Origin of the sequence: Clostridium sediminicola, from assembly GCF_050402865.1 — a bacterium.
GTDB lineage: Bacteria > Bacillota > Clostridia > Clostridiales > Clostridiaceae > Clostridium_AF > Clostridium_AF sediminicola.
This window is the reverse complement of sequence record NZ_BAABMF010000021.1, coordinates 60456-85275: the sequence shown is the minus strand read 5'-3', so window position 1 is coordinate 85275 and position 24820 is coordinate 60456. Positions and strand designations below refer to the sequence as shown.

At 29.3% G+C, this 24820-nt stretch carries 22 protein-coding genes, 1 pseudogene and 1 riboswitch; of the genes and pseudogenes, 3 read left to right on the top strand and 20 right to left on the bottom strand.

The genetic code is table 11. From position 1 onward, the window contains the following. Nucleotides 1-340: 340 nt before the first annotated feature. Nucleotides 341-1783 carry a sigma-54 interaction domain-containing protein gene (locus ACQ3F0_RS22805; RefSeq protein WP_428868071.1) on the bottom strand — a complete coding sequence of 481 codons (1443 nt, stop codon included), beginning with the start codon at nucleotides 1781-1783 and terminating at the stop codon, nucleotides 341-343. Between the two features lie 70 nt (nucleotides 1784-1853). Continuing rightward, complete coding sequence (locus tag ACQ3F0_RS22800) at nucleotides 1854-3152, bottom strand: L-cysteine desulfidase family protein (protein WP_428868070.1); 1299 nt, start codon at nucleotides 3150-3152, stop codon at nucleotides 1854-1856. Nucleotides 3153-3553: 401 nt separating this feature from the next. Here ACQ3F0_RS22800 and ACQ3F0_RS22795 point away from each other — a divergent pair, with 401 nt between their 5' ends. Continuing rightward, entirely contained in the window at nucleotides 3554-4237 is a 684-nt protein-coding gene (locus ACQ3F0_RS22795) for a DUF554 domain-containing protein (protein WP_428868069.1), read from the top strand. A gap of 298 nt (nucleotides 4238-4535) precedes the next feature. On the opposite strand, the gene ACQ3F0_RS22790 is transcribed toward ACQ3F0_RS22795, so the two are convergent. From ACQ3F0_RS22790 to ACQ3F0_RS22780, 3 genes are all read right to left on the bottom strand, one after another. Next, complete coding sequence (locus ACQ3F0_RS22790) at nucleotides 4536-5993, bottom strand: aminoacyl-histidine dipeptidase (RefSeq protein WP_428868067.1); 1458 nt, start codon at nucleotides 5991-5993, stop codon at nucleotides 4536-4538. A gap of 62 nt (nucleotides 5994-6055) precedes the next feature. After that, nucleotides 6056-6973, bottom strand: coding sequence for a homoserine O-acetyltransferase MetA (metA, locus tag ACQ3F0_RS22785; RefSeq protein WP_428868065.1), 918 nt, complete (start codon nucleotides 6971-6973; stop codon nucleotides 6056-6058). Nucleotides 6974-7021: 48 nt separating this feature from the next. Then, the gene (locus tag ACQ3F0_RS22780; protein ID WP_428868064.1) at nucleotides 7022-8299 is read right to left on the bottom strand and encodes an O-acetylhomoserine aminocarboxypropyltransferase/cysteine synthase family protein; all 1278 of its coding nucleotides are present in this window, start codon (nucleotides 8297-8299) and stop codon (nucleotides 7022-7024) included. A gap of 253 nt (nucleotides 8300-8552) precedes the next feature. Beyond that, a riboswitch (SAM riboswitch) is annotated at nucleotides 8553-8745 on the bottom strand. Between the two features lie 179 nt (nucleotides 8746-8924). Between ACQ3F0_RS22780 and ACQ3F0_RS22775 the strand changes: the two genes are divergently transcribed. Then, on the top strand, nucleotides 8925-9416 hold the full coding sequence (locus ACQ3F0_RS22775) for a ferritin family protein (protein WP_428868062.1): 492 nt from the start codon (nucleotides 8925-8927) through the stop codon (nucleotides 9414-9416). A 25-nt stretch (nucleotides 9417-9441) separates the two neighbouring features. Here ACQ3F0_RS22775 and ACQ3F0_RS22770 read toward each other — a convergent pair whose 3' ends face one another. The 12 genes from ACQ3F0_RS22770 to ACQ3F0_RS22715 form a co-directional block, all read right to left on the bottom strand. Continuing rightward, complete coding sequence (locus tag ACQ3F0_RS22770; protein ID WP_428868061.1) at nucleotides 9442-11157, bottom strand: sensor domain-containing diguanylate cyclase; 1716 nt, start codon at nucleotides 11155-11157, stop codon at nucleotides 9442-9444. 395 nt (nucleotides 11158-11552) lie between these two features. Then, nucleotides 11553-12812, bottom strand: a complete 1260-nt coding sequence (larAH6, locus tag ACQ3F0_RS22765) for a nickel-dependent malate racemase, LarAH6 family (RefSeq protein WP_428868059.1) — start codon at nucleotides 12810-12812, stop codon at nucleotides 11553-11555. 225 nt (nucleotides 12813-13037) lie between these two features. Continuing rightward, on the bottom strand, nucleotides 13038-14210 hold the full coding sequence (locus tag ACQ3F0_RS22760; protein WP_428868072.1) for an NAD(P)-dependent malic enzyme: 1173 nt from the start codon (nucleotides 14208-14210) through the stop codon (nucleotides 13038-13040). A gap of 175 nt (nucleotides 14211-14385) precedes the next feature. Next, nucleotides 14386-15045, bottom strand: a complete 660-nt coding sequence (locus ACQ3F0_RS22755; protein ID WP_428868058.1) for an aspartate/glutamate racemase family protein — start codon at nucleotides 15043-15045, stop codon at nucleotides 14386-14388. A 36-nt stretch (nucleotides 15046-15081) separates the two neighbouring features. Continuing rightward, nucleotides 15082-16332 carry a phosphoglycerate kinase gene (locus ACQ3F0_RS22750; RefSeq protein WP_428868057.1) on the bottom strand — a complete coding sequence of 417 codons (1251 nt, stop codon included), beginning with the start codon at nucleotides 16330-16332 and terminating at the stop codon, nucleotides 15082-15084. Next, nucleotides 16323-17345, bottom strand: a complete 1023-nt coding sequence (locus tag ACQ3F0_RS22745) for a type II glyceraldehyde-3-phosphate dehydrogenase (protein ID WP_428868055.1) — start codon at nucleotides 17343-17345, stop codon at nucleotides 16323-16325. The genes ACQ3F0_RS22750 and ACQ3F0_RS22745 overlap by 10 nt, the downstream gene beginning before the upstream one ends. 297 nt (nucleotides 17346-17642) lie before the next feature. Next, nucleotides 17643-19307 carry a sigma-54 interaction domain-containing protein gene (locus tag ACQ3F0_RS22740; RefSeq protein ID WP_428868054.1) on the bottom strand — a complete coding sequence of 555 codons (1665 nt, stop codon included), beginning with the start codon at nucleotides 19305-19307 and terminating at the stop codon, nucleotides 17643-17645. Between the two features lie 419 nt (nucleotides 19308-19726). Next, nucleotides 19727-19849 (bottom strand): hypothetical protein, encoded by a 123-nt coding sequence (locus ACQ3F0_RS22735; protein WP_428868052.1) that lies wholly within the window; start codon nucleotides 19847-19849, stop codon nucleotides 19727-19729. A 438-nt stretch (nucleotides 19850-20287) separates the two neighbouring features. Further along, nucleotides 20288-20545: a hypothetical protein gene (locus ACQ3F0_RS22730; protein WP_428868051.1), complete on the bottom strand. Its 258-nt coding sequence runs from the start codon at nucleotides 20543-20545 to the stop codon at nucleotides 20288-20290. Between the two features lie 80 nt (nucleotides 20546-20625). Then, nucleotides 20626-21021 carry a hypothetical protein gene (locus ACQ3F0_RS22725; RefSeq protein ID WP_428868050.1) on the bottom strand — a complete coding sequence of 132 codons (396 nt, stop codon included), beginning with the start codon at nucleotides 21019-21021 and terminating at the stop codon, nucleotides 20626-20628. A gap of 693 nt (nucleotides 21022-21714) precedes the next feature. Next, a complete protein-coding gene (locus ACQ3F0_RS22720; RefSeq protein ID WP_428868048.1) occupies nucleotides 21715-21885 on the bottom strand; it encodes a hypothetical protein in 171 nt (56 codons plus the stop codon). Between the two features lie 325 nt (nucleotides 21886-22210). Continuing rightward, entirely contained in the window at nucleotides 22211-22996 is a 786-nt protein-coding gene (locus ACQ3F0_RS22715) for a hypothetical protein (RefSeq protein WP_428868046.1), read from the bottom strand. A 504-nt stretch (nucleotides 22997-23500) separates the two neighbouring features. On the opposite strand from ACQ3F0_RS22715, the gene ACQ3F0_RS22710 reads away from it, so the two are divergent. Further along, nucleotides 23501-23671 (top strand): accessory gene regulator B family protein, encoded by a 171-nt coding sequence (locus ACQ3F0_RS22710; RefSeq protein WP_428868045.1) that lies wholly within the window; start codon nucleotides 23501-23503, stop codon nucleotides 23669-23671. Nucleotides 23672-23706: 35 nt separating this feature from the next. Here the strand turns inward: ACQ3F0_RS22710 and ACQ3F0_RS22705 are convergent, their stop codons facing one another. From ACQ3F0_RS22705 to ACQ3F0_RS22695, 3 genes and pseudogenes are all read right to left on the bottom strand, one after another. After that, nucleotides 23707-24156, bottom strand: coding sequence for a hypothetical protein (locus ACQ3F0_RS22705; RefSeq protein ID WP_428868043.1), 450 nt, complete (start codon nucleotides 24154-24156; stop codon nucleotides 23707-23709). Beyond that, nucleotides 24153-24371, bottom strand: a pseudogene (locus tag ACQ3F0_RS22700) (ATP-binding cassette domain-containing protein); the annotation flags it as partial. The pseudogene ACQ3F0_RS22700 and the gene ACQ3F0_RS22705, both read right to left, overlap by 4 nt. Next, complete coding sequence (locus tag ACQ3F0_RS22695) at nucleotides 24344-24631, bottom strand: hypothetical protein (protein ID WP_428868041.1); 288 nt, start codon at nucleotides 24629-24631, stop codon at nucleotides 24344-24346. The gene ACQ3F0_RS22695 and the pseudogene ACQ3F0_RS22700, both read right to left, overlap by 28 nt. Nucleotides 24632-24820: the final 189 nt, after the last annotated feature.

Genomic DNA, 24820 nt, shown 5'->3' with positions numbered 1-24820 from the left:
CTTAATTCTTAATTCTTAATTCTTAATTCTTAATTCTTAATTCTTAATTCTTAATTCTTAATTCTTAATTCTTAATTCTTAATTCTTAATTCTTAATTCTTAATTCTTAATTCTTAATTCTTAATTCAAACTTGTTACACAATTCAAGTTTCTATTTTACAAACTTTTCACTTATAAAGGGTGTCACTTTTGGAAAACTTGTTGCAAATTACTGACTTCAATCATATTACCTTTGAATTAGAATTTGTAGAAAAGTAATTTCTTTTCTTGAATTAATTATAACATATATTAAAATATAAATCCATATATTTTTCTTAATTTTCTGAATGTTTTCACTTATTTACAGTAAATCATATTTTTTAAGTTTTCTATATAAAGTAGCTTTACTAATTTTGAGTTTTTTAGCTATTTGCATCTTATCATCTACAGTTGAATTTTGCGGCACAAATTTCTCTAAAAGATTTTTTTCATAATCTTCAATAATCTTCATTAAACCTTCGCTTAATTCAATACTTTCATTACTACTTTCTTTTTTTAGATATTCTGGAATTTGGTTAATTGTTATAACATTTGTCTCAGACATATTCACCATATACTCTATAACATTTTTCATTTGGCGAATATTGCCTGGCCAATGATAATCAGTTAACCATTCTTCCACTGAAGGTTGTAGTTGAAGAATCGGTTTTTGTAATTTATTACAATATTTCTTAACTAAATTATTAAATAACAATGAAATATCCTCTGGCCTTTCTCTTAATGGTGGTATATATAATGGAATTACATTTAAACGATAATATAAATCTTGCCTAAATTGTCCGTTATTTACCATTTTCTCTAAATTTCTATTAGTTGCTGCAATAACTCTTACATCAATGGATACAGTTTTTTTTCCACCAATTCTATCAACAGTCCTCTCCTGTAAAACTCTTAACAACTTAGCTTGCATTGGAAGAGGCATGTCTCCTATTTCGTCAAGGAAAATAGTACTTTTATTAGCTAACTCAAACTTTCCTACTTTACCTCCTTTTCTTGCGCCAGTAAAGGCTCCATCTTCATATCCAAATAATTCACTCTCAATCAAATTTTCCGGAATAGAAGCACAATTTACTGCAATAAATAGTCTATTACTCCTTGGGCTTGCGCTATGGATTGCTCTTGCCAATAACTCTTTGCCAGTTCCACTTTCTCCTCTAATCATAACTGTAGATGAACTTTTTGAAATTAATTTTGCTTTATGAATAATAGCTAAAAATTTCTCATTAATCCCAATAATATTATCAAAAGAACTTTTAGTTTTATCATTATTAATTATTTCATTAATTTGTAACTCTAGTTCTTTACTACTTTCCTTTATCAATAGCTTGCTTTCTAACAATTCACTCATATACTTTAAGAATTTACTAAGCCGATCCATAGAATTTATTAATTTTTCCCTTTGTTCTACTGTAAATGCTATTATTCCTATAATCCCCACTACTTTACCACTTTTAAATATAGGAAATCCAATATTGGCTAATTCCTTACACTTATTTTTTGCATCACATTTGTCGCAGGAAAACTCTTTTTTTACTTCTTTTATAATACCAGGCTTTCCATTTTCTAAAATTGATTGAAAAAAAGAACCATGTGCTACTTTTTTTCCGACATTTTCCTTATATATTCCTGTTCCTCCAATTCTCACAAGTTCATCATCTACAATAGTTACTTCAACTTCTAAAATTGATGAAATTGCTTGAGCATATGGTTGCACAAAATCTTGTATTAAACCTAAATCAGTCATTTAATCCTCCCTAATGTGTTGAGTTCATATATATATATGATATAACACATTATCTATAATTCAAATAGGTTTATATATCACATTTTTGCATCTTTTTCATGATATTCAAAATAACATTATCTGTAATACTCATTCCTTCATTAGATAACATTTGCAAGTTTTTAATTGTCTCCTCAGCAGTTTCACCAATTATACCATTTTTTACAGGTACAATATTATTAGATACTGCCAAAAGTGCAGATTGAATAGCAGTTGATGCTGAAGTAGCTAATTTTAATGCGCATCCTACTTTTGCGCCATCACAAATCATTCCACTAGTACTTGCTAACATATTTTTTATAGTTCCATTGATTCTCTCCTCATCTGCTCCCATAAGCCAAGCAATAGCCACACTTGCTCCAGTACCAGCAGCAACTCCACACCCACATAAAGCTGATAACCTTCCAATATAATACTTTATATAACTATTTACTATATGACTAATAGCTAATGCTTTTGCTAGTTTTTCATTTTCTACATTAAATTTTTTACTATAAGCTAATATTGGTAGAATAGCAGTCAATCCATTATTTCCACTTCCATTACTACTCATTACAGGTAAACTAATCCCAGACATTCTAGCATCTGACGCAGCTGCTGTTAACATCATAGCAGAATTCATTAAATCATCGGAGAGTATACCTTTTTTTATATTTTCGTAAAAACTAAATCCTACTCCCATCCCTACTTTTCTACTCAATCCTATCATAGCTACTTTCTCATTCATATCTAATCCTTCTAGCATAAATTCTATATCTGTATATGAGAGTTTTTCAATTTCTTTTATAATTTCTGTTATCTCAAAATTATATAGAATATTTTTTGACTCATTTGTTTGCCTATCACTATGCATTTCATCAAAAATAACTTCTCCTTGTTTCTCCAAATATACAAATTGGTTATGTTTTTTCTTTATAATCACTTTAGAAGTACCTTTATCAGTAATAAAATGTACTTCTATATATATTTTTTCTTTTGAATCTTTAATATCTAGTGATAATTTTCCACTTTTTAATAGATTATTAGCATCATCTACTTGTTCTTCCTTTATTCCTGATAGTACTTCTAATCCTTTTTCACTTCCGCCACTTACTATCCCTATAGCAGCTGCAATATCAAGTCCCACTTCATTTGTATTTGGTATGCCTACTGCTAAACCATTTTTATATATATTGGGACTTACAAAAACTTTTATACGATTTATTTCATTATAATTTATCAATTCTCTTGCCTTTGCACATGCTAAAGCGACAGCTACAGGTTCTGTACATCCCATTGCTGGAACAACTTCTTCTTTTAAAGTTTGTAAAATAATATTATTCAATTCCATAAAATCACTCCTACTTTTAAATGTGCATATTATATAAGCAATATTCGTGCCTACAAACAGAATTTCCATTCTAAAAATTAATTAATTTACATCTAAAGCACTGTCCTTAAACGCTTCTAGATTTTTTAACTAATAGCAGAACTATAATTTTATAATTATTTATACATTTGATTTTTCTCAAAAATGAGAAAAATCAAAATATATTTAACCAAAGAATGTTGCAATTAATAGAGTTCTCAATTTTGAGACACCTTCTCAAAATTGAGAATCGATTCTGTTTGTATATATTACTCTATGGTTTAACCACGCTATAAAACATAGTAATTATTTTTTAAACATTGTTTTAACTGCATAATTATACTATAATTGTTCTAAAACGGTTTTATATAGGGGGATTAATTATGTTGGGGACTATCGTTAACTTTATTGCAATTATTTGTGGAAGTATTATTGGACTTCTTTTCAAAGGAGGTATACCAAAGCGGTATAATGATACCATTGGAAAATCAATTGCGCTTGCAGTTATGCTAATTGGTATATTAAATGCAATAAAAGCCGAAAATATTTTATTGGTTATTTTTTCTTTGGTAATAGGTAGTATTATAGGTGAATTCTTAAGAATAGAAGAGAATCTAGAAAAATTAGGTCATTTGTTAGAAAAAAGATTTTCTAAAGAAGGTAACGATATTGCAAAAGGATTCGTTACTGCAAGTTTATTATTTTGCATTGGATCTATGGCTATTGTAGGATCCCTTGAAAGTGGATTAAGTAATAATCATCAAACTTTGTATGCTAAATCAGTATTAGATGGAGTTTCATCAATTGTTTTTTCATCTTCAATGGGTCTAGGAGTTGTTTTTTCAGCTATTCCCGTACTTATATATCAAGGTTTTATAACTTTAACAGCTTCATTAATTAAAGATATTCTGGTACCTTCAGTTGTTACAGAAATGTCTGCAGTAGGCGGTTTGTTGATTCTTGCTTTAGGTTTAAATATGCTAGAAGTGAAAAAAATAAAAGTAGGAAATATGTTGCCGGCAGTATTTATCCCACTTTTTTATTATATAATAACTTTATTGGTATAAATTATAAATTACGAAGCAAGCTTCGAAATTTATAGTGACAAGTTACAAGTGATAAGTGACAAGTTGTAGATACCTTTCGCAAGCGAAAGCTTTTAATTAAACAAAAGATAAAAAGAATCCTTTTGGGTAGCAAAAGTACAGTTTCCATCATCGAAGATGATAAAAGCTTAGTTTAAAGATTTTCTGTAAGAAAATTATCATCAACTTGTCACTTGTAACTTATCACTTGTCACTGTTTTAGTTCCTCTTTTATTTCAACTACGAAGTAATTTCTTTCTGTTATTAGTCTTATATTTCCTTACTTTATTTCCTTAAGTACATTCAAAAGGTATTCCCACATTCTTTTCGTAGAAGAAATGCTTAGTTTTTCTTCTGGTGTATGAACATCAAACATATTTGGTCCAAAGGAAATCATATCTATGTCACCAAGTTTTTCTTTCAATAGCCCACATTCTAAGCCAGCGTGAATTGCTGTTATTTTTGGTTTACTTCCATACATTTCTTCATAAACTTTCACAAACAAATCTCTTATTTTAGATTCTTTTTTAAATTGCCACTCAGGGTATGAAGACATTAATGTTTGTTCTGCCCCGTTTGTCTTTGCAACTACTTCTATCCTATTCGTAATTTCATCTTTTAGAGTAGCTACTGAACTTCGTGCAGCACTTTCAAAATAAACATAGCCTTCCTCTGTTTTTACCACACCTAAATTAGTTGAGCTTTGTACTAAACCTTCAATATCATTACTCATAGTTTGAACCCCTTGAGGAATGGACATAAGTATATTTATAACTCTATCACTAGTCTCTCTATTAAATATTTTTGTAGGATTAGTTTCTTCATTTAATATCTCTAATACTACATCATCATCTATTCCTTTAAGTTCATTTTTAAATATTTCATTCCACTTACCAACTAAATCATTTAGCTTTTCAAATTCATCATACTTGGTTATTAAACTTACTTCAGCATCTCTTGAGATAGCATTCATTTTTGCTCCTGCTTTTATTTCATAAATATATACTTCTATTTCCTTGGAAATATCAAAAAGGACTCTACCAATTAATTTCGAAGCTGCCCCTCTCCCTTTGATTATTTCCATCCCTGAATGTCCGCCTTTTAACCCTTTTAATTTTAAAGTTACTGCCTTAAAACCCTTTTGATTATCATTCCATTTTATTGGAAGTTTTACTATGCTTCTAACTCCACCAGCACAACTTGTAAGAAGTTCGCCTTCTTCTTCTGAATCCATATTTATTAATATTTTACCATCTAACATATGTCCATCTAAATTTGCTGCTCCACCCATTCCTGTTTCTTCTTCTATTGTAATTAATGCTTCTATAGGGGGATGTTCTATATTGTTACTTGAAAGTATTGCTAGTGCATAAGCAACAGCAATTCCATTATCAGCACCTAATGTTGTACCTGTAGCCTTGATAAAATCTCCATCAATTCTTAGTTTCAAAGGATCTTTTAAAAAATCGTGGTCTATATCTTCTCTTTTTTCACAAACCATATCCATATGCCCTTGAAGGATTACCGTTGGAGCAGTTTCATATTTTTTTGTTCCTGGTTTTTTGATTATCACATTGTTAACTATGTCCTGGATATACTCAAGATTATTATCTTTAGCAAATTTAACAAGATAATCAGATACTCCTTTTTCATTCCCAGATCCTCTTGGGATTTCGCTCATTTCTTCAAAATAATAAAAAACTTCTTTTGGATTTAATTCTGATAATATTTTATTCACTAAAACCCTTCCTTTCAATTTCTATAAAATAAGGATACCCAAAAATAGGTATCCTGTCAAAATCATTTTATTTCATTTATATTATATGGTGTTATTTGATATACGTAATAATTTAACCAATTTCTAAATAGAAGATTTGCCCCACTTTTCCAAGAAACAATTGGTTCTTTGCTTGGATCATCATCTTCAAAATAATTCAATGGTACTTTTATATCGTGTCCCCTTTTTAAATCTCTTTCATACTCTCCCTTTAGAGTATATTTGTCATACTCAGAATGACCTGTTACAAAAATTTGTTTACCGTCTTTAGACATTACTATATATACTCCAGCTTCTTTTGATTCAGCAATTAGCTCTAAATCTGGATGATTTATAATATCTTCTCTCAAAATTCCAGTATGTCTAGAATGAGGTGCATAAAATATATCATCAAATCCTCTCACCAATTCAATATTTATACTATTAATCTTGTGTCTAAATACACCAAACATTTTATCTTTTAACAAATGTTTATCTACTCCATAATGATAATATAATCCAGCTTGAGCTCCCCAGCATATGTGAAAAGTGGATGTTACATTATGTTTTGAAAACTCCATAATTTCTTTTAATTCTTCCCAATAATCTACATCTTCAAATGCCATTTTTTCAACAGGTGCTCCTGTTATGATCATTCCGTCGAATTTTTCATCCTTCACTTCATCAAAGGTTTTATAAAATGTTCTTAAATGTTCATTAGATGTATTTACAGATTTATAAGTTCTGGTCTTAAGCAAGACCATTTCTATTTGTAATGCAGTATTTCCTATTAACCTAACTAGTTGAGTTTCTGTTTCAATTTTTGTAGGCATTAAATTCAGTATCAAGATTTTAAGAGGTCTTATATCTTGATGAACTGCTCTTTCCTTTGTCATAACAAATATATTTTCTTTTTTTAGTGTATCTATTGCAGGTAAGTGTTTTGGTACAACAATTGACATATAAACAATCCCTTTCCTTAATAGCTAATTACTTATTATCCGTTGTATTTAGCTATTTCTAAGTGCTTGATCGAAATCTTCAATTAAATCATCTATATCTTCAATACCTACAGATACCCTTATTAAATCTGGTAATACACCTGCTGCTATTTGTTGCTCTTCTGTTAATTGTCTATGCGTTGTACTCGCTGGATGAAGTACTGATGTTCTAGCATCTCCTAAATGTATAACAAGTGCTGCTACTTTTAGATTTCGAGTGAATTCCTTAGCAGCCTCTATGCCACCTTTTATACCAAAAGTCATTATTCCACTTGCCCCAAGTGGTAGATACTTCTCCGCTAATTCATTACTTTTATGACTTTTTAGTTTTGGATAACTAGCCCAATTTACTTTTGGATGATTTTCTAAGAAAGAAGCAAGTTTCAAAGCATTTTCACTATGTCTTTCCATTCTAAGATGAAGAGTTTCCAATCCATTATGCATAATAAATGCATTAAACGGACTCAAACAGCATCCTAAATCTCTCAAAAGCTGTACCCTTGCTTTTGTAATAAATGCAGCTGCCCCAAATGTCTCTGCATATTTCACCCCATGATAACTAGGGTCTGGCTGAGTTAATTCTGGATATTTCCCATTATCCCAGTCAAAGTTTCCACCATCAACAATAATTCCACCTAAACTTGTAGCATGCCCATCAATATATTTTGTTGCTGAATGCACAACTATATTTGCCCCATGTTTCAATGGATTACATAAATAAGGAGTGGCTAATGTGTTATCAACTATAAATGGTACCTTCATTGTTTCTGCTACCTTAGCAAATTTATCAAAATCTAAAACATTAAGTCCAGGATTTCCTATTGTTTCTCCAAATATGGCTCTTGTATTATCTTTAACTTTGCTAGCTATTTCATCATAGCTAGCATCTGGATTGACAAATGTAACTTCTATTCCTAATTTCTTAAGGGTAGATGCTAATAAATTCGTAGTTCCACCATAAATTGTCGATGCAGCAACAATATGTTGTCCTGCTTGACATATATTAAGGAAAGTAACTAATGATGCAGATTGCCCCGATGATACTGCAAGTGCTCCTACTCCACCTTCTAGTAAATTAACTTTCTCCTCTAATGCCCCCACAGTAGGATTACTGATTCTTGAATACATATGTCCCTCTCTTTTTAAGTCAAATAAATCAGCTACCTCATCAGGATCAGAATATTTATAAGTTGTACTTTGATAAATTGGTAAAACTCTTGGCTCACCAGATTTCGGATCATAATTCCCTTGTATACAAATAGTCCCTTTTCTAAATTCCTTTTGCATAATAAAGCCCCCTTTTTTATTAGTTAACAGTTTACAGTACTCAGTTATGCACACCTTTCACTTACGTGAAAGCTTTTAATTTAATAAACTCTCATTAACTGCTAACTGTGCATTGTGCACTAAATATATCTATATCTATATCTACATAGTAGTATATCTTTATTTATACACACCATACACTTTATAATAAAAAAACCACTTCTCTGATAAGAAGTGGTAGATTATACAGTATTATTGTATCTCTCTTTACCTCTTCTCATCTCTCAGGATTATTCCTGTAAGAATTAGCACAATTCCAATTTTATATCTTTCAATTCAACTATTGATTTATACCCAGTCAGAACTCGTTAGTGCATAAATCAAGTCCCTCAATAGAATCTCTTAATATAACAATTGGCTGTTGCCGGGTTTCATTGGGCTCATCCCTCCACCACTCTTGATAAGAATATAGTTTTTTATTTAAAAACTATTTTACATCTATTTTTCAAAAATTTCAAGTTTTTTTTTGCAAAATTGCAAAAATTATTTTTACTCATCAAAATATTTATTTTTATAGTATCATCCTAGCTGTTTAGGAAAAAATAATATTACATTCTTTAAAATTTACTTCAAAGAGGGGCTTTATGTGAAAAATGATGAATTAAAGGTTATAAAAAAAGCAATTATCCATGAAATTGAAGGTTATGAATTTTATAAATTAGCTTCTGAAAAAGCTGACAGTTTAGATACAAAAAATGCATTTATAGAGTTAGCAGACGAAGAATTGACTCATATTGAATGGTTGAAGAAACTTTTTAATAATATTGATTCAGATAAAAGCCATAAATTTGATTTAGCTTTTATAGAAAGCCCAGAATCCGCTAATGTCTATGATTGGTCAAACCTTGATAGAAGAGATGCAGCCCTTGCTGTTTCAGTATTTGGGATTGCTATTCAAATGGAAAGAACATCTATTGATTTTTATGAGAATGCTGCTAAAAATTCATCTGTAGAAAAAGCAAAAGAGTTATACCTTATATTAGCTAATTGGGAAAAAGCACATTTAGAGCATTTTAGCGAAAGATATGAAGAATTAAGAGAAGCTTGGTGGTCTAAACAAAATTTTGCACCTTATTAGAAAATGCGAAAAATATTCGCATTTTCTAATCTCCATATAGCATTTCAATTCTATCCCCGCCGTTATCTTTAGCTTCTTCCATAAATTCATAACATTTATTGATAATTTGATCAGGCATATCTCCAGTAGATTCCATTATAGCTACACTAATAGTTATTGATAATTCTACATCTTCAAATTGGTATTCCCTTATTACTTTTCTTATTTTTTCTGCATATTCACTGGCTTCTTGTCTATTTGTTTTTGGCATTATCACTAAGAAACAATTACTATCATATCTCCCAATAGCAAATGGACTTATTAAATTTTCTTTTATTAAGTCATATACCTTATTTAATACACTATTTCCTAAATCATAACCATAAGTTTTATTAATACTTTTAAAGTGGTCAATATCAATCAATCCTACACTTAACTCTTCATAATTTACCCTTGAATATTCAACTTCTTTCTTTAATATTTCATGTATATATTCATGGCTAAACGCTCCTGTAACCTTATCTTTTTCACTCAAGCTTTTAATTTTTCTATTACATTTCTTTACTTCAAATAAAAGTTCATTATTGAATTTTTCTGTATTACTTTCATAATCAACTAACATTTCTCCTATTTTTAAACTAATATGATTTTCTATCTTCCCTTTAAACCGCGTAGTTGTATAAATCAAAATCATAAATACTATAATATTTATGAAAATTATATAACTTATATTTTGATTCAGCTTCTTTTCTCGTGAATCATTATTAAATGCCTCTATTGTAGGATATGTTATTTCAGCTCCTACAACCCATTTTAATTGAGGAATACTAATTACATAAGCACCTTTATTTTCTTCAATATTTGTATCTGGGTTTGTTTTATAATAATTCACAAAACTACCTGTTAAATTTTTTTTAGCAACTTGCAACTCTTTTTGAGTAATTTTGATGCCTCTACTATCTTGTAAATTCCAGATATTTTTATCTAAAATATTTTTATTGGAACTATTTGTGAGCACATTTCCTTTATAATCAAATATAAAAATATTACTAAGGTTTTTATAACCAAATTTTATCGAATTAATCCATTGAAATATTTTAGCAGTATCTTTAGAAATATAATCATTCAAAAACTCTTCACTACCTATATAGTAATCTAAAGGTTCAAATTTTGTCATATAAATTATTTTTTTATCAATTTCATTTTTATCATTTTCCCATAACTCATATATATATCCCTCTTCATTACTTTCAGATAAACTTATACTGCTATTCTGTATTATATCCCCATTCTCATCCTTTGTACTAACTAAATGCTTGTCTATTTCATTGTCATTATTTTCTACTATCACTTTTCCATCTATATCTCTAATAAAATAAGTATTGTAGCCTTCATCATATTTTATATTTTCAACTGCATCATTAATTATTTTTTTCAATTCTTTACGAGACAAATTTTTATTATTATCATAAATTTTCATAGCTATATCATACAATCTATCTGTTCTATCTTTAAGCGTAAACTTTAAATCATTTTCTCCTTCACTTATTGTGAATTTCAGATAATCTACTACACTATTTACTATATATTTTGCTTCATTATCTGATGATTCTTCATATTCACTCTTCAAATTCCTCTTTTCATTGGAATAATTTTTTTGTTCTTCTAATATCCAAAATATTGTAACAAAAATAGAGCATATTAAAATGACTATTAACATTTTTATGTAAATTTTTTTTATATCATTGCTTGTGCTTTTCATTCATCCCACCCACTTTACATCAACTTAGTTAGTACTCCTCTTTATTATACCATTATTTGTAAATAATTTCCTATATTTTTACAAATAATTATTTAATATGGTTAACCCACAAAAAGTAAGTTGAACTAAAATCAACCATAATATCTACCACAGATTGATACGTTCTGACGCTATATATTGTTGTCGAAGTTCAACTAAATTACTTTTTGTGGAATAACCTTAATATAAGTTTTATCTTTTTTTAGCTTATAAACCCACTTTTATAACAGAATTCAAAAAACCTGAAGTCATCACGACTTCAGGTTTTTTATTGTAACTTATGTTTTAAAATAATGTTGAGTTTAAAAATCAAGTTGGTAATTTGAATGAAAAAACGAAAACCTATTTACTGCCAACTATAAAGTATCACTACATACCTTAGGTAGAGTAGATCCTCCATATGGCATCACAATTATATCACTATCTTCACCTAATAATTCTGTTGCACTATCTAGTGCGCCTTGAAGTGAACTATAAGGCTCTAAGAAAATATTTTTAACTAAATCATCATCAAGGTCAGATACTAAGAATATCCTAGCTTTTTGTAACACCATTGAAATTGCTGCAGCTTTATGGCCACCTAATTTAAAGTTTTCCTTAATTTTTGTTATTAGATCTTCTGATTTCTCAGCAGTTGTTAACCATTCTTCAAAAACTGCTGATCCTAATCCCTCTTTACATGATGCTAAAAGAATAATTATACCGCCATCTCTTACAGCATGTTTTGAGTTATCTAATCCCTTTTGAGCTTGATATAAATTGATATCTTTAGGATATCCCCCTGGTGAAACAATAACTATATCAGCTGGTTTATCTAGTTTCACTTTATATAATTTATCTAAGAATTTACATCCTTCTCTATGTGCTTCCATTATATCTCCAGCAACAGCCTTACGGATAACTTTTTTTTCATCTAAAACCACATTAACCATAAAATCTAAATCAATTACTTTAGTTACTTCATCAATATCGTTTCTAAGAGGATTAGAATCTAACTCTCCTGCTTTTGATTGTTCTTGAACCATCATTGTATGATTTGCTTGAATAGTTTCTTTATCACAAACTCCTGGTAAAATTGCCTTAGCTCCACCGCTATATCCCGCAAAATAATGAAACTCAATATTACCTAAACATATTCTTCTATCCGCCTCTACTACTGGTCTGAAAACATTGATAGGTGTTCCTGCTTTAGTCTTTCCAAGACTTACACAATCAGCAACATCAGAATCAACACAGTTAACTCTTTTATAAATATCTTCTCCTACCAAATACTTTATTTCTTCTTCAGTATGCATTCTATGACTTCCAAGACCAAACACAACAGTAATATCTTCATCAGGAATATTAGCTTTATTAAGCTCTTCAACTACCAATGGCACAACTACTTTACTTGGCATGGGCCTTGTTATATCACTTGTTATTATAACAATTTTTTCCCCAGGCTTTACTATATCTTTTAGCCTTTTAGAGCCTATTGGTTCATTTAAAGCTCTTTTAACTTCATCCGCACCAGTAGTTTCTACTGGTACTTCATTAGGCTTTAATATTCCCAATACCCTACTATCTTCAATTTCAATATTTATCTTTTCTTTCGCAAAACCTAATGATATATCCATATTAACACCCCGTTTAATACAGTTAACAGTTGAAAGTGGTCAGTTTTCAGTTAATGGTAACTTTCGTTAAAACGAAAGCTCTTAATTAAAGCAAAAGAGTAAAAACACTTCTTATCATCATAAATGATAAGTTCTTTAAATGTTTATACTCCAATTTACTCAAAGATTTTCGGAGAAAATCAACCATAACTGTCAACTGTAACCTGTAAACTGTAAACTATTTTTTTATAGTCTCGCAACTCCAGATTTTCTTGCTGCTTCTGCTACTGCATTAGCTACTGTAGTTTTAATTTTTGGATCAAATGGTGCTGGAATTATATAATCCTCTGCTAGTTCTTCATCACTAACAATAGAAGCAATAGCTCTAGCTGCTGCTATTTTCATTTCTTCATTGATATCTTTTGCTCTTACATCAAGAGTTCCTCTAAATATAGCTGGGAATGCAAGAACATTATTAATTTGATTAGGGAAGTCTGAACGTCCTGTTCCAACAACTCTTGCTCCAGCTTCTTTAGCTAAATCAGGCATTATTTCAGGCACAGGATTTGCCATAGCAAAAACTATAGAATCATTTGCCATTGTTTTTATCATTTCAGGTGTTAATACTCCTGGTGCTGAAACGCCTACAAATATATCGGCTTTTACTATAGCATCTTTTAGAGTACCAGTTTGCTTTGATTTATTTGTGATTGTTGACATATATTGTTGAGCAGGATTCATCCAATCTGCTCCTTCAACCAATATACCAGCTCTATCACACATAGTAACATTTTCAGCGCCTGCTAAAATCAAAAGTTTGCAAATAGATATGCCTGCTGAACCAGCACCATTTATAACTATCTTTGCATTTTCTAATTCTTTTTTAACTAATCTTAATGCATTTAACAATCCAGCTAAAACTACAACAGCAGTTCCATGCTGATCGTCATGGAATATAGGAATATCGCATTCCTCTTTTAATCTTCTCTCTATTTCAAAACATCTTGGAGCTGCAATGTCTTCTAAATTAATTGCTCCAAAACTTCCTGCTAACAACTTTATAGTTTCAACAATAACATCAACTTCTTTGGAACGTATACAAAGTGGGAACGCATCAACATCTGCGAACTCTTTAAATAATACACATTTACCTTCCATTACAGGCATAGCCGCTTCTGGTCCAATATCCCCAAGACCTAAAACTGCTGTTCCATCAGTAACAACTGCAACTAAATTCCCTCTTCTTGTTAAAGTATAAGAAAGATCCTTATCATTGCTAATAGCTTTACAAGGCTCAGCTACTCCCGGAGTATAAGCTAAAGATAAATCTTCTCTAGTCTTCACAGGAACTTTACTTATTACTTCAATTTTACCTTGCCATTCTTCATGCATTTTCATTGCTTTTTCTTTAATATCCATATTGTTTTTCATTGAGCACTGTAGTACGACTCAATAAACTCCCTCCCCTTTTTAATTCTCATGAAAATATTTATTACTGCTATAGTTATAGCAGTAATAAATATCTAACATTCATAAAATTATACCAATAATTTTATTACAATTCAATTGTAGAAATGAGTTACCTATTAATATATCAAAGTTTAAGAGCTTCTCTAATTTGTTCTACACCAGTTTCTAAACTTGTTAAAACAGGAACTTCAATATCACTTAATAATGGTAATAAATGATACATGCTTCCTTGAGCAAGTACAATAACATCATTAGTTTTTGCAGCTTCTTTTATTGTGTCTATAACAATTTTATTATGTTTTTCTCTATCGTTATCTATTAATAAAGCTTCATAAGCTCCTTCTGCAAAACATCTATTTACTTTTACTTCTTTATTCATTAATTTTGCATTATATTCAACTAATCTTGAAGAAGGTTCGATAGTTGATATAGCTGTAGCAATAACCGCTATGTTAGTACCAAGTTTAACTGCTTCAGCAGCCATAGGCTGATCTATCTTAATGTATGGTATACTAATTTGTTTTTGTGCCACATCTGCAGCTTCACCAACAGAAGAACATTGATTCAATATAAGTTCTGCACCCATCGCTTCTGCAGTTACAGCATATTTAGAAATTCTTTTCACGATTCCTGGAGTTAACCCTTTGTTAGCTAATGCTTCTTGTAATAAGCTATCATCAATTATATTGATCATTTCAACCTCAGGAAGTTTTTCTCTAAATAATTTTTTTAAATCCTCAACTGAATATAAAAACGTATGAATAACAGCTACTTTTTTCTTCATTTTCATGACCCCTTTTCATATACTTAAATTGAATTTTTATTTTACTTTCTTCATAGCCTCTATTAAAGGTAACTTTACACCTGATAAAAATCTAACCATAGCGCCGCCTGCAGTACAAACATAATTAATTTTATCTAAATCAATATATTTAGCTGCTGCACTTACTGTATCTCCTCCACCAATTACTGAATATCCTTTTGCCTCAGAAATTGCTGTCCAGATTTCTTTAGTTCCAAATTGAAATAATTCATTTTCATAGACTCCTGCTGGTCCATTGACAAAAATTGTTCCAGCTTCCGATAGTTCTTTTCTGAATATTGCGACAGTTTTAGTTCCAATATCCATAAACATTTCTTCTAAAGGTAACTTATCAACGTCTACTTCCATTCTTTGCCCATCTTTTTCATATGCAAGATCTACTGGAAATATAATTTTATCTGGGTAATTTGTAAGATATTCTTTAGCTGGCTCTACGAATACATCTAATGATTTATCTTTTATAAATTTCTCTTTTACATCACCTAATTTATATCCTTTAGCTAATAACATTATTTCTCCAGTTAACCCTGAAGCCAATATTTTATCTGCAGTTCCATTCTCAAGTACTTGTTTCATCATACCAAAAGCATCTGAAATCTTTGCACCTCCAAGAACAAAAACTGAAGGATGCTCAGGATTTTTCATAACTTTAGTTAATGCATCAAGTTCTAATGACATCAATTTTCCAGCTGCAGATGGTAATAATTCTTGAAATGCAACCATAGAAGGAGCATTTCTATGAGCTGCTGCAAAAGCATCATTTACATAGCAATCTACCAATGGAGCAAGATTTCTAACTAAATAAGTATTTAGCATTTCTTCCGGTTTAAGTTTAACAGCATCTTCAAAAGTAGAAATTTCTTCTGATAAATATCTTAGATTCCCTAACAAAACAGCTTCTCCTGGTGCAAGACTTTTGACAGCTTCTTGTGCTGCTGGCCCTGCAACATCATCAATATATCTAACATTAATTCCTAATCTTTCTGATAATTTTTCAGCATGTTCATTCATAGGTATTAGATTTGCATAATCCAAAGTATCACCTTGATGGGCAATAATAGCTAATTTAGCTTTGCTGTCAATTAAATGTTTTAAAGTAGGTATACTTTTATTTATTCTATTTTCGTTTACTATTTTTTTAGTTTTTGGGTCAATTGGAGAGTTGATATCAACTCTCAGTAACACTGTTTTGTTGTAATAATCAAACTCCTCCATTGACTTAATTCCACTATTATTCTTTATTTCCATTTTGCCATCCCCAAATATTCATTAGTTTTAGCAGTTCCTTCTTCTCTTGTTTGTTGCATTCCTAAAGCAGCTCTAACAGCATCCATAGTTTCTGGAATTGTAACTGATTCTTGTGGAATGTGAATTCCAAACATTACATCTTTTCCTGATTTTACAACAGTATCTTTCCAAATACTTATTTCATACATATCTCCTCTTGGGTTTCCAAGATCTCTTGCATATCTAAATAAAGATGCATTTCCTAAGAATCCTTCATCAATGCTAACAACTCTGATTCTATCGTGACCTTCAAATGCTTCAATTACTTCTTCAACTGTAACATCGTTCTTAGGAGTTGCTACTACTGTAATGAAATGTCCGTGAGTTACTGGAGTATGTACAAGTATTCCAGTTGCATTAACATGTGGCATTATTGTCATAAGATCAACTGCTTGGTGGTTTGGAGCTTTGTCTACTTTCAATGCATTTGTAAGACCTCTATGATAATCACCTGGATCTGCTACACGTCTAACGATTGTAATTGCAACTTTTTCCATTCCAACTTTTCTATCTAAACAATCAATTGCTCTTATTAATCCTGTTGTATTACAAGAAGTTAATTTTAAGTAGTCTTTATTTAATCCCTTTTCAAAGTTTGCATACCCATGGAAGAATACATCTGCTACATCATTTTTTTCTCCACCTTGGAATACAGCCTTAACTCCATACTTTTCATACATTTTCTTATTTTTAGCTCCAATACCAGCACCAGTAGCATCTAAAACTATATCAACTTTTTGAACTAATTCTTCCATTGTTCCTGATACAGGAATACCTGCTGCTTCTAAAGTTTCAACGCTTTCAGGTGTTGCTGCATACAAATCATAAGGCATTCCCTTCTCTTTTAATGCTTTAACTGAAATCGTTGGTGCTACATCTATAATCCCTACTAGTTCCATATCTTTTTGTAGTGATACCCCATCCGCTAATCTTTGTCCTATTACTCCATATCCTGCAACTGCTACTTTAACCATTAAAAATCCCTCCACCTTTTTTTATAATTTTTCTCTATGTCTTTTCTTTAAGAATCATCTTTTATGTGGATATATAAAGCAACTTGCATGCCAACTTTTTTTATATAAGATATTGACTAGAAATGGCTTAAATACTTATAAAATAAACATTGTATTTTTCTCCTTGTTGCATTTTCTCAACACTTTTTAAATTATTTTTTTCTTTAGTAATCCAATATCCAGTTATTTACTCATTTAAACAAAAAAAGAACAACGTTGCATTTTCTCAACGTTGTTGCATTTTAGCAACATACTTATTTAATTATTATTTTCAATATATTTCTTTCTTTTTCTAACAAAAGTAGCAGGATCTATTTCTAGTTCTTTTGCAGCAGCCCTTACATTTCCATGCTTCTTATAGGATTTTTCAATAAGATTTTTTTCTACTATTGCAACAGCTTCTTTAAGAGGCATTATAGTATCTAAAATATTTTCTTTATTTTCTTCAAACTGGGATAATATTGATTTGGGTAAGTTTTCCTTAGTGATAATATTATCTGAAGATAAAACTACTACTCTCTCTATAATGTTTTTCAATTCTCTAATATTTCCATACCAATTATAGTTATATAACACCTCAATAGCCTCATTACTCAGATGTTTTTCAAATTCATATTTACTATTAAAAAGGGAAATAAAGTATTTTATAAGAGGTATTATATCCCCCCTTCTTTCTCTTAAAGGTGGTATATTAATTGGCAATACATTTAATCTATAATATAAATCTTCTCTAAACTTCTTAGCTTTTATCATTTCTTCAAGGTTTCTATTAGTTGCCGCAATTATACGAACATCTACTTTTCTCGGTATAACTCCACCAATTCTTGTAACTTCACCCTCTTGCAAAACCCGGAGTAGCTTTACCTGCATATTTAAAGGAAGTTCTCCTATCTCATCTAGAAAAAGCGTGCCTCCGTTAGCCTCTTCAAAAATACCTAGGTTTCCTTCTTTTTTAGCACCTGTAAAAGATCCTTTTTCATAACCAAAAAGTTCTGACTCTATAAGGTTTTCAGGAATTGCTCCACAATTTATCTTTAGAAATTGCTTTTCTTTCCTTTTGCTATGCTTGTGAATATACTTTGCTGCTACTTCTTTTCCTACTCCTGTTTCTCCTAATAATAAAATTGTTGTATTTACACTAGCTATCTTCTTTAACATGTAGACTACTTCAATCATCTTTTTATCTCTAGCAACTATATCTTCATTTTTAATAAGTTGTTTTTTTAGTTCTTCTAGTTCAGTAAAATATATTTGAGCAAGATTCTTATTCTCCTCAAGTTCATCTTTTAATCTTTCAAGTTCTGTTATATCACGTACATTTGTAACCACCATGGAAATTTCTCCATTATCGTCAAACACAGGTTTTGCAGTAACAAAAGCCTTTTTACCAGTTATAAATTCCTGCTGCATAGTTACTGTTTTCTTTTGCTCTAATACCTTTAAGGAAGATGAACAAGATATAATCCCTTTCTCCACAACCTCTCGCATATTCTTTCCACAAAATTCTGACCATGATACTCCTGTTATTCTCTCATAAGATTTGTTTATTCTAAGTACATTTGCTTCGCTATCTGTAATAAATATTCCATCATAAAAAGAATCAAGGATAGTATTTGTATAATTTAAGAGTTCTTTACTTTTATCTAATTCTTCTTTACACCAATTATCTATAATAACTAAGACTATTTTCCCATTATTATCATCTATTAGTTTTTCATATTCAAACATCTTACCTAGAACATTAATTTTACCTTGAGTATTATTCTTATCCCTGATAATTTCATTAATGCTATCAATATTAATAACTCCATCTTCTTCAATTTTCAATATTGATTTTGCTTTATTGTTGCTATAAATCAAATTTCCACTAGGATTAAATACAGCTATACCAACAAGATTTAAATCATTTGAAAGATAGTCCATAATTCTACCTCCTAAATTTTTTTATGGAGCTCTTACTTAGGAATCGTTAAAAAATAACTTCCACTATAGATGTCTCAGCTCAGTAATTAATTTATACATGTCCATAACTCGTTGGTACGTCGAGATTTTGCACATGTATAAATTAAATTTCGCGGTAGAATCTCTATATATTGCCATCAAAAATTGTAAAACCATCAATGAAGATAAACCTTACGTAAACTTAATTTATCAAAGTCCAAAATCTCAGGTTTTAGTGAGTTATGGACTTGAATAAATTAATAGTTGAAGTAGTTTATCTATATTTTGATGACAAAAGTGGAAAATAATTTTTGAGCCGACCCTTAATTAATTATATCAGAAAAAGCTGACGTCACAACGGCAGCTTTACATAAATCTATTTATTCTAAAAAGTATTTTCCTTAACAAAAGACACCATATATCCTCTTACTCTTTCCATTAACTATAACCTGTTCTTCTTTAATTTCTCCAACTATAGATTTTTCTTTTCTAAAATCAAAAACTAGCAGATATCCTTCTTCCATTCCATGTTGTTCTAAATATTCACCAAGTTGTAATAAACCTTTTTTATGATATCCTTCTCCGTACCTCAGGGTCGGCTTAAGAATTAGTTCTACTTTTCTTTCAAAAATATGAACGCTTCAATCATTTTTTGAAAGAAATTAGTAGAAATTATTCTTCAACGATCCCTTTCATTAATAAATAAGATTTATAATTGTATTGTGACATAATTATACTCTTATCTTTTATTACTATTTATATAATTATATACCCACATATAACTTGTTCATATATTTTATTATTAATCTTACAAATATTTTGTTTGTTTTCTAATATACCATAAGTCGAACCTCGTTTAATCACAGGATTATCTAGATTATAAGCAATTTCATTTCCTTCTATAACTATTTTTTTAACCAACTCTTTTAAACTATTATTATTTTTTATACGCGTACCTAATATTATATTCTTTTTAAAAGAAATAAAATTAAAATACTATAAATAATGAGTTCAATAATATAATAAATATATATTCCTAAGTTTTTCTTCTTTTTTTCTGCAAAAATTTTTATTAATCTGAAAAGTGGTATTAGAAATGCAATGCCATATATTATAAAAATATACGGTGTTAAAGTTTTACGTATATTCATTACAATAAGTAGTAAAATCATAAAGAAACTACAAGTATAATCAATATATTTAAATATGTTTCTTTCCATTAAAGTATCCCCCTCGATAATAAAAGTACCTATTTGATACATTGAATTTATGTGGGCTTCGACTTAATGCTATCGAATTATTAAATACTAAAAGGTACTTCGGATGAAAAATTTATCTTATTTTTAAATTCTTCATCTAACACTATTTTAATATATGCTACGGCTACATAATCACCTTTTATTAAACCTTCTTTATAATAATCATTAACGTAATCTTGACTAAATAAATACTCTTTTTTACTTTTAATAACTGACGAACATCCTATGTCAAGAATATCAGTGCCCAATTGAAGTTTACCATTTTTATGTCTTAATGATATTGCAACAATAGGTTCACCATGATATATGGTTATTTCATCTTCATTCCCCAAATATCTTACGGTTGCAGTAATATCTAATGGATTAGTCGTAAATAAATCATCCATATTATAAACATTTTTAGCAGTAGATATAGTAAGTTTAAAATCATCTTCCACAACTGTTGAACTATTACCAGAATTCTCAAAATCTCGTTTGAATTCATTTTTTTGAGTATATCATGTAAACAATACAATGATAGCCAAAAATCACTTTTATATATTTCATTTGAATATCCTCCACTTTGTATGTACATAAACATTTGTAGTCTCAGTATAATTTTTTAATTAGTTTTAGCAGATATATTTAATTCTCTAACTATATTTTGATATTTGGAGTAAACCGGGAAACCAATTCCAACAACTCTGTGTTTACCTACTATGGAATATTTGTTTTCTCCTCCAAAAGAACCTTCATATATTAAGATTTGTACACCACTATAACTTGTCTATAGCATCAAGCATTATACTATTATCCGTAATGTCTTAGAATTCACAAAAAATCTACTGACTGCGCGATCTTTGTATATTCTCTTTCATAAAATTATGCCAATAATTTTATGACAATTCAATTGTAGCGATTCAATTGTTAATGAGGACCAGTCCTCGTAGCGAGGAGGCTATGTAGACGAGCTTGCTTACCAGCTAGTATAGTCCAGCTTTGCTGGACGCACCCATAGTGGGCAAAACTTGTTTGGACCACTTGCTTATTTGAGTTAAATAACATAATAAAAGACATTGTAGCTTTGTTACTTATTATTGAAAGATATAATAAAGTTTACTAGATGCGAGAGTTTTTTTAGAAACTCCTTTTTAATTTTTACTTGTTAATAATCTTCTTATTTTTTTCCTAATTTTTTTGGATAATTCCACAAAAAACCTAAAAATTTTTGTGAAGTTAATAATCGCTCCTACCATATCTGCTACCTTACCATAAAATATACCAATTATTACAACTACTAAAAACCCAACAATAGTTTTCACTTAAATAACTCCTATCAATTTTCATTAGACTACTATTTTTTACATTATTTCTTTAATGTAACTACAAATTTAAAATAATATAATACACCCTTCTCTTGTTTTATTATATCATATCCTTGGAATCATTATTTTATCATAAATTAAAAAGCTCATGTTTATCTTGTCCTTTTTTTGACATAAGACCACATTAAATAAACTAAAAGAATTGCCTCTGAATAAATCCTGAGACAGTCCCTTTACAACATTCTATTTTTTAGTATTTAAACCCACCAATAACACTTGATGTAAAAAGTTGTTTATAGTTTGAATACTTAAATGATTAAATCTAATAAGTTAAATTATAGTATGTTGTCCCAGTAATTGTATTAGAATCAAGCGGTATATATATAGTTGCAGGTCCTACTCCTATACCCATATATCCTTTATAGGTTAAATTATAATCATGTTTTATTCTTGTATTGCTAACTTTACTACAAGTAGAAGAATTTACTTTGGTTAGTCTATTTGCTCCTCCCAATGTCAATTCTTCAATACTTCCTTGATCATGAGATATAATTTCTAAATTCGATATAGTAGCACCTTCACCTGGATACTGTACCCAATCATACTTATAAGTTACAGCAACAGACTTCTTAATAGTCAAATCTTGCTTAAGATTTGTTATATCAGACAATGTCTTAGTTTCAATTTTAGTTCCAGAATAACCTGAAGATAATCTTCTAGTTACCAACCCATCCATAGACAAACTTGACATTCCTAAAACATTATTTAATAAACTTTTATCATCATCTATGTCAATAGGAATATTAACTTCTCTTTCAGGTTCAACATTTATTTGTTTTTTATGTTTAATAATATATTTTTCTATTTCATCAATTGACATTGATGATTGTAATATAGGAACATTACTTTTATCTAAATTTAATTCTTTTACTTTTTCTGGACTTAAAGCTTCTAAATCATATTTATTTAGTAATTCAACTAACTCCTTTTTTTTAGTACTTGATTTTGTAGAAAATTCACTTTTCATATTCTCTGATGCAAATACTGACGTTGGCATAATTATAGTAAAAATAACTATGACCGCTATTATTTTCTTTAAAAACTTCATAAAGTGTCACTCCTCTTATTTTATCGCACCTAATTTTTTATTGATTTCTCATACTTTTTACTCAGAACTTTCTTTAAATTTTAAATGTATTTCTATAGGATATTTTCTAAAGACTACACTCAAATTTTTTTCATTTAGAAATATATAATTAACTTAACTCCAAACATAATAAGTCAACCATATTTATAATTAATACACGTGAATTAATTGTTTTCATCTCTATTACTGTCGACACAATCTACTATATACTAAACCCATAGCCTGTACAACCCATCTTACATGAAACGTGCTTTTTCTGTCATGAAATGTCCCCCAATCCATTTCATGACAAAATATACCCGTTTCATGCAACTTCTATTGACTCTGCACTTAGTTTGAGTTAATGTCAAAGTAATTTTCAGCGAGTTTTAAACAAATACAAATTAAATTTCACGGAGGAAAATTTTATAATGCAAATAAATAACTTTATAAAAAACTTTTCTAACACCATAGCAAAAAAAACTAATGTCTACTGAAGACATTAGTAAAATAGAATATACTATAAAAACTTTTTTCTATGAAATTGTCAAAATTTCATTATTGATTATTTTATTTGCCTTTTGGGGACAAATTGATAAATTTATATTTGCATTTATTTTATTAACATCAATAGGATATTTTAGTCTAAATACCTAATATTAAATACATAAAAGCTTAATAAGCAACTTCTTCTATTCTTCTAACTGCCACATTTCATTAGCTTTAATAAGCATTTCCTCTAATTCAGTTTTATGTTCTTGAAATTTTTCAATTGCAATCTTGTCCTCTTTATCTATTGGATTCATATTTTCATCAACATATATTTCATATGCTCCACCTTCTTCTTGTATTCTAAACCCATACTCATATCCACCAAATATTAATGGCCATATAATTAAAAGCTTACCTTTTTCATAATTATCAACTGCTAAATTTCCTGTATACTGCAAGTAATCTGGTTTTTTTACATGATAATTATATCCGTCTTCTTTCTTTATACCATAGGAACTATTCTTTATTTTGGGTATATCTTTTATGTATTTTTTATATTTAATAGTTGTTATTGAGAACCAACTCAAATTCAAAACAACAAACCCAAGTATGATAACTCCAAAGATTTTTTTCACATTAATTTTTCTCATAAATCCACCACCTTATTTCCTCTCTTTTTTATGTCTTCATCATGTGTAACCAGTATAATTGTTTTCCCTTGTTTATTTAGTTTTTTTTAAATATTGAGAACATCTCCTGCATTCTTTTTATCAAGAGAACCTGTTGGTTCATCTGCCAATACAATTTCACATTTTTTTAGCATCAACCTAGCTAAAGCTACTCTTTGTTGCTCTCCACCTGATAAGATAATCTAGCAGCTTTAATTTCTTTTATTTTTTGATTGTTTTCCTCAATTTCTTTGTTATGTTTGTCCAATATTTTTTCAGCTTCTTCTAAACTAGAAAATTTTTGAGGAATAATATGATCAGGTATTTCTTCCGCACTTATTATTTTATCTCCATATCTACCAATAGTTATTTTATCTCCTATATTAAAATCATTTGTTGTTTCCATTGCACTTACAGGAAAAACACTACTGATAATAATAGTACAAACTAAAACCATACATTTAAAAACTTTTGTAAAATTTTTTATCTTTCTTAACTCTCCACAAGAAATTATTTTTTGTTTTTTTTATTCTTTAAAATTTTGATAATCTTAATAATTAAATAAATTTGAACTAAAAAACTTATTGAATTTATAATATGCATAGTTATCAGAATAGCAGTTATAGACATTTATTACTCCTTTAAC

Coding starts and splice junctions, on each gene's coding strand:
- ACQ3F0_RS22730 (WP_428868051.1), bottom strand. CDS start 20,545: ATGGAAAGAAACATATTTAAATATATTGATTATACTTGTAGTTTCTTT.
- larAH6 (WP_428868059.1), bottom strand. CDS start 12,812: ATGGATATATCATTAGGTTTTGCGAAAGAAAAGATAAATATTGAAATT.
- metA (WP_428868065.1), bottom strand. CDS start 6,973: ATGTCAATTGTTGTACCAAAACACTTACCTGCAATAGATACACTAAAA.
- ACQ3F0_RS22795 (WP_428868069.1), top strand. CDS start 3,554: ATGTTGGGGACTATCGTTAACTTTATTGCAATTATTTGTGGAAGTATT.
- ACQ3F0_RS22705 (WP_428868043.1), bottom strand. CDS start 24,156: ATGAGAAAAATTAATGTGAAAAAAATCTTTGGAGTTATCATACTTGGG.
- ACQ3F0_RS22715 (WP_428868046.1), bottom strand. CDS start 22,996: ATGAAGTTTTTAAAGAAAATAATAGCGGTCATAGTTATTTTTACTATA.
- ACQ3F0_RS22750 (WP_428868057.1), bottom strand. CDS start 16,332: ATGGAAATAAAGAATAATAGTGGAATTAAGTCAATGGAGGAGTTTGAT.
- ACQ3F0_RS22755 (WP_428868058.1), bottom strand. CDS start 15,045: ATGAAGAAAAAAGTAGCTGTTATTCATACGTTTTTATATTCAGTTGAG.
- ACQ3F0_RS22695 (WP_428868041.1), bottom strand. CDS start 24,631: ATGGTTTTAGTTTGTACTATTATTATCAGTAGTGTTTTTCCTGTAAGT.
- ACQ3F0_RS22760 (WP_428868072.1), bottom strand. CDS start 14,210: ATGGATATTAAAGAAAAAGCAATGAAAATGCATGAAGAATGGCAAGGT.
- ACQ3F0_RS22740 (WP_428868054.1), bottom strand. CDS start 19,307: ATGGACTATCTTTCAAATGATTTAAATCTTGTTGGTATAGCTGTATTT.
- ACQ3F0_RS22745 (WP_428868055.1), bottom strand. CDS start 17,345: ATGGTTAAAGTAGCAGTTGCAGGATATGGAGTAATAGGACAAAGATTA.
- ACQ3F0_RS22800 (WP_428868070.1), bottom strand. CDS start 3,152: ATGGAATTGAATAATATTATTTTACAAACTTTAAAAGAAGAAGTTGTT.
- ACQ3F0_RS22710 (WP_428868045.1), top strand. CDS start 23,501: ATGTCTACTGAAGACATTAGTAAAATAGAATATACTATAAAAACTTTT.
- ACQ3F0_RS22780 (WP_428868064.1), bottom strand. CDS start 8,299: ATGCAAAAGGAATTTAGAAAAGGGACTATTTGTATACAAGGGAATTAT.
- ACQ3F0_RS22770 (WP_428868061.1), bottom strand. CDS start 11,157: ATGAAAAGCACAAGCAATGATATAAAAAAAATTTACATAAAAATGTTA.
- ACQ3F0_RS22735 (WP_428868052.1), bottom strand. CDS start 19,849: ATGGAAGAAGGATATCTGCTAGTTTTTGATTTTAGAAAAGAAAAATCT.
- ACQ3F0_RS22805 (WP_428868071.1), bottom strand. CDS start 1,783: ATGACTGATTTAGGTTTAATACAAGATTTTGTGCAACCATATGCTCAA.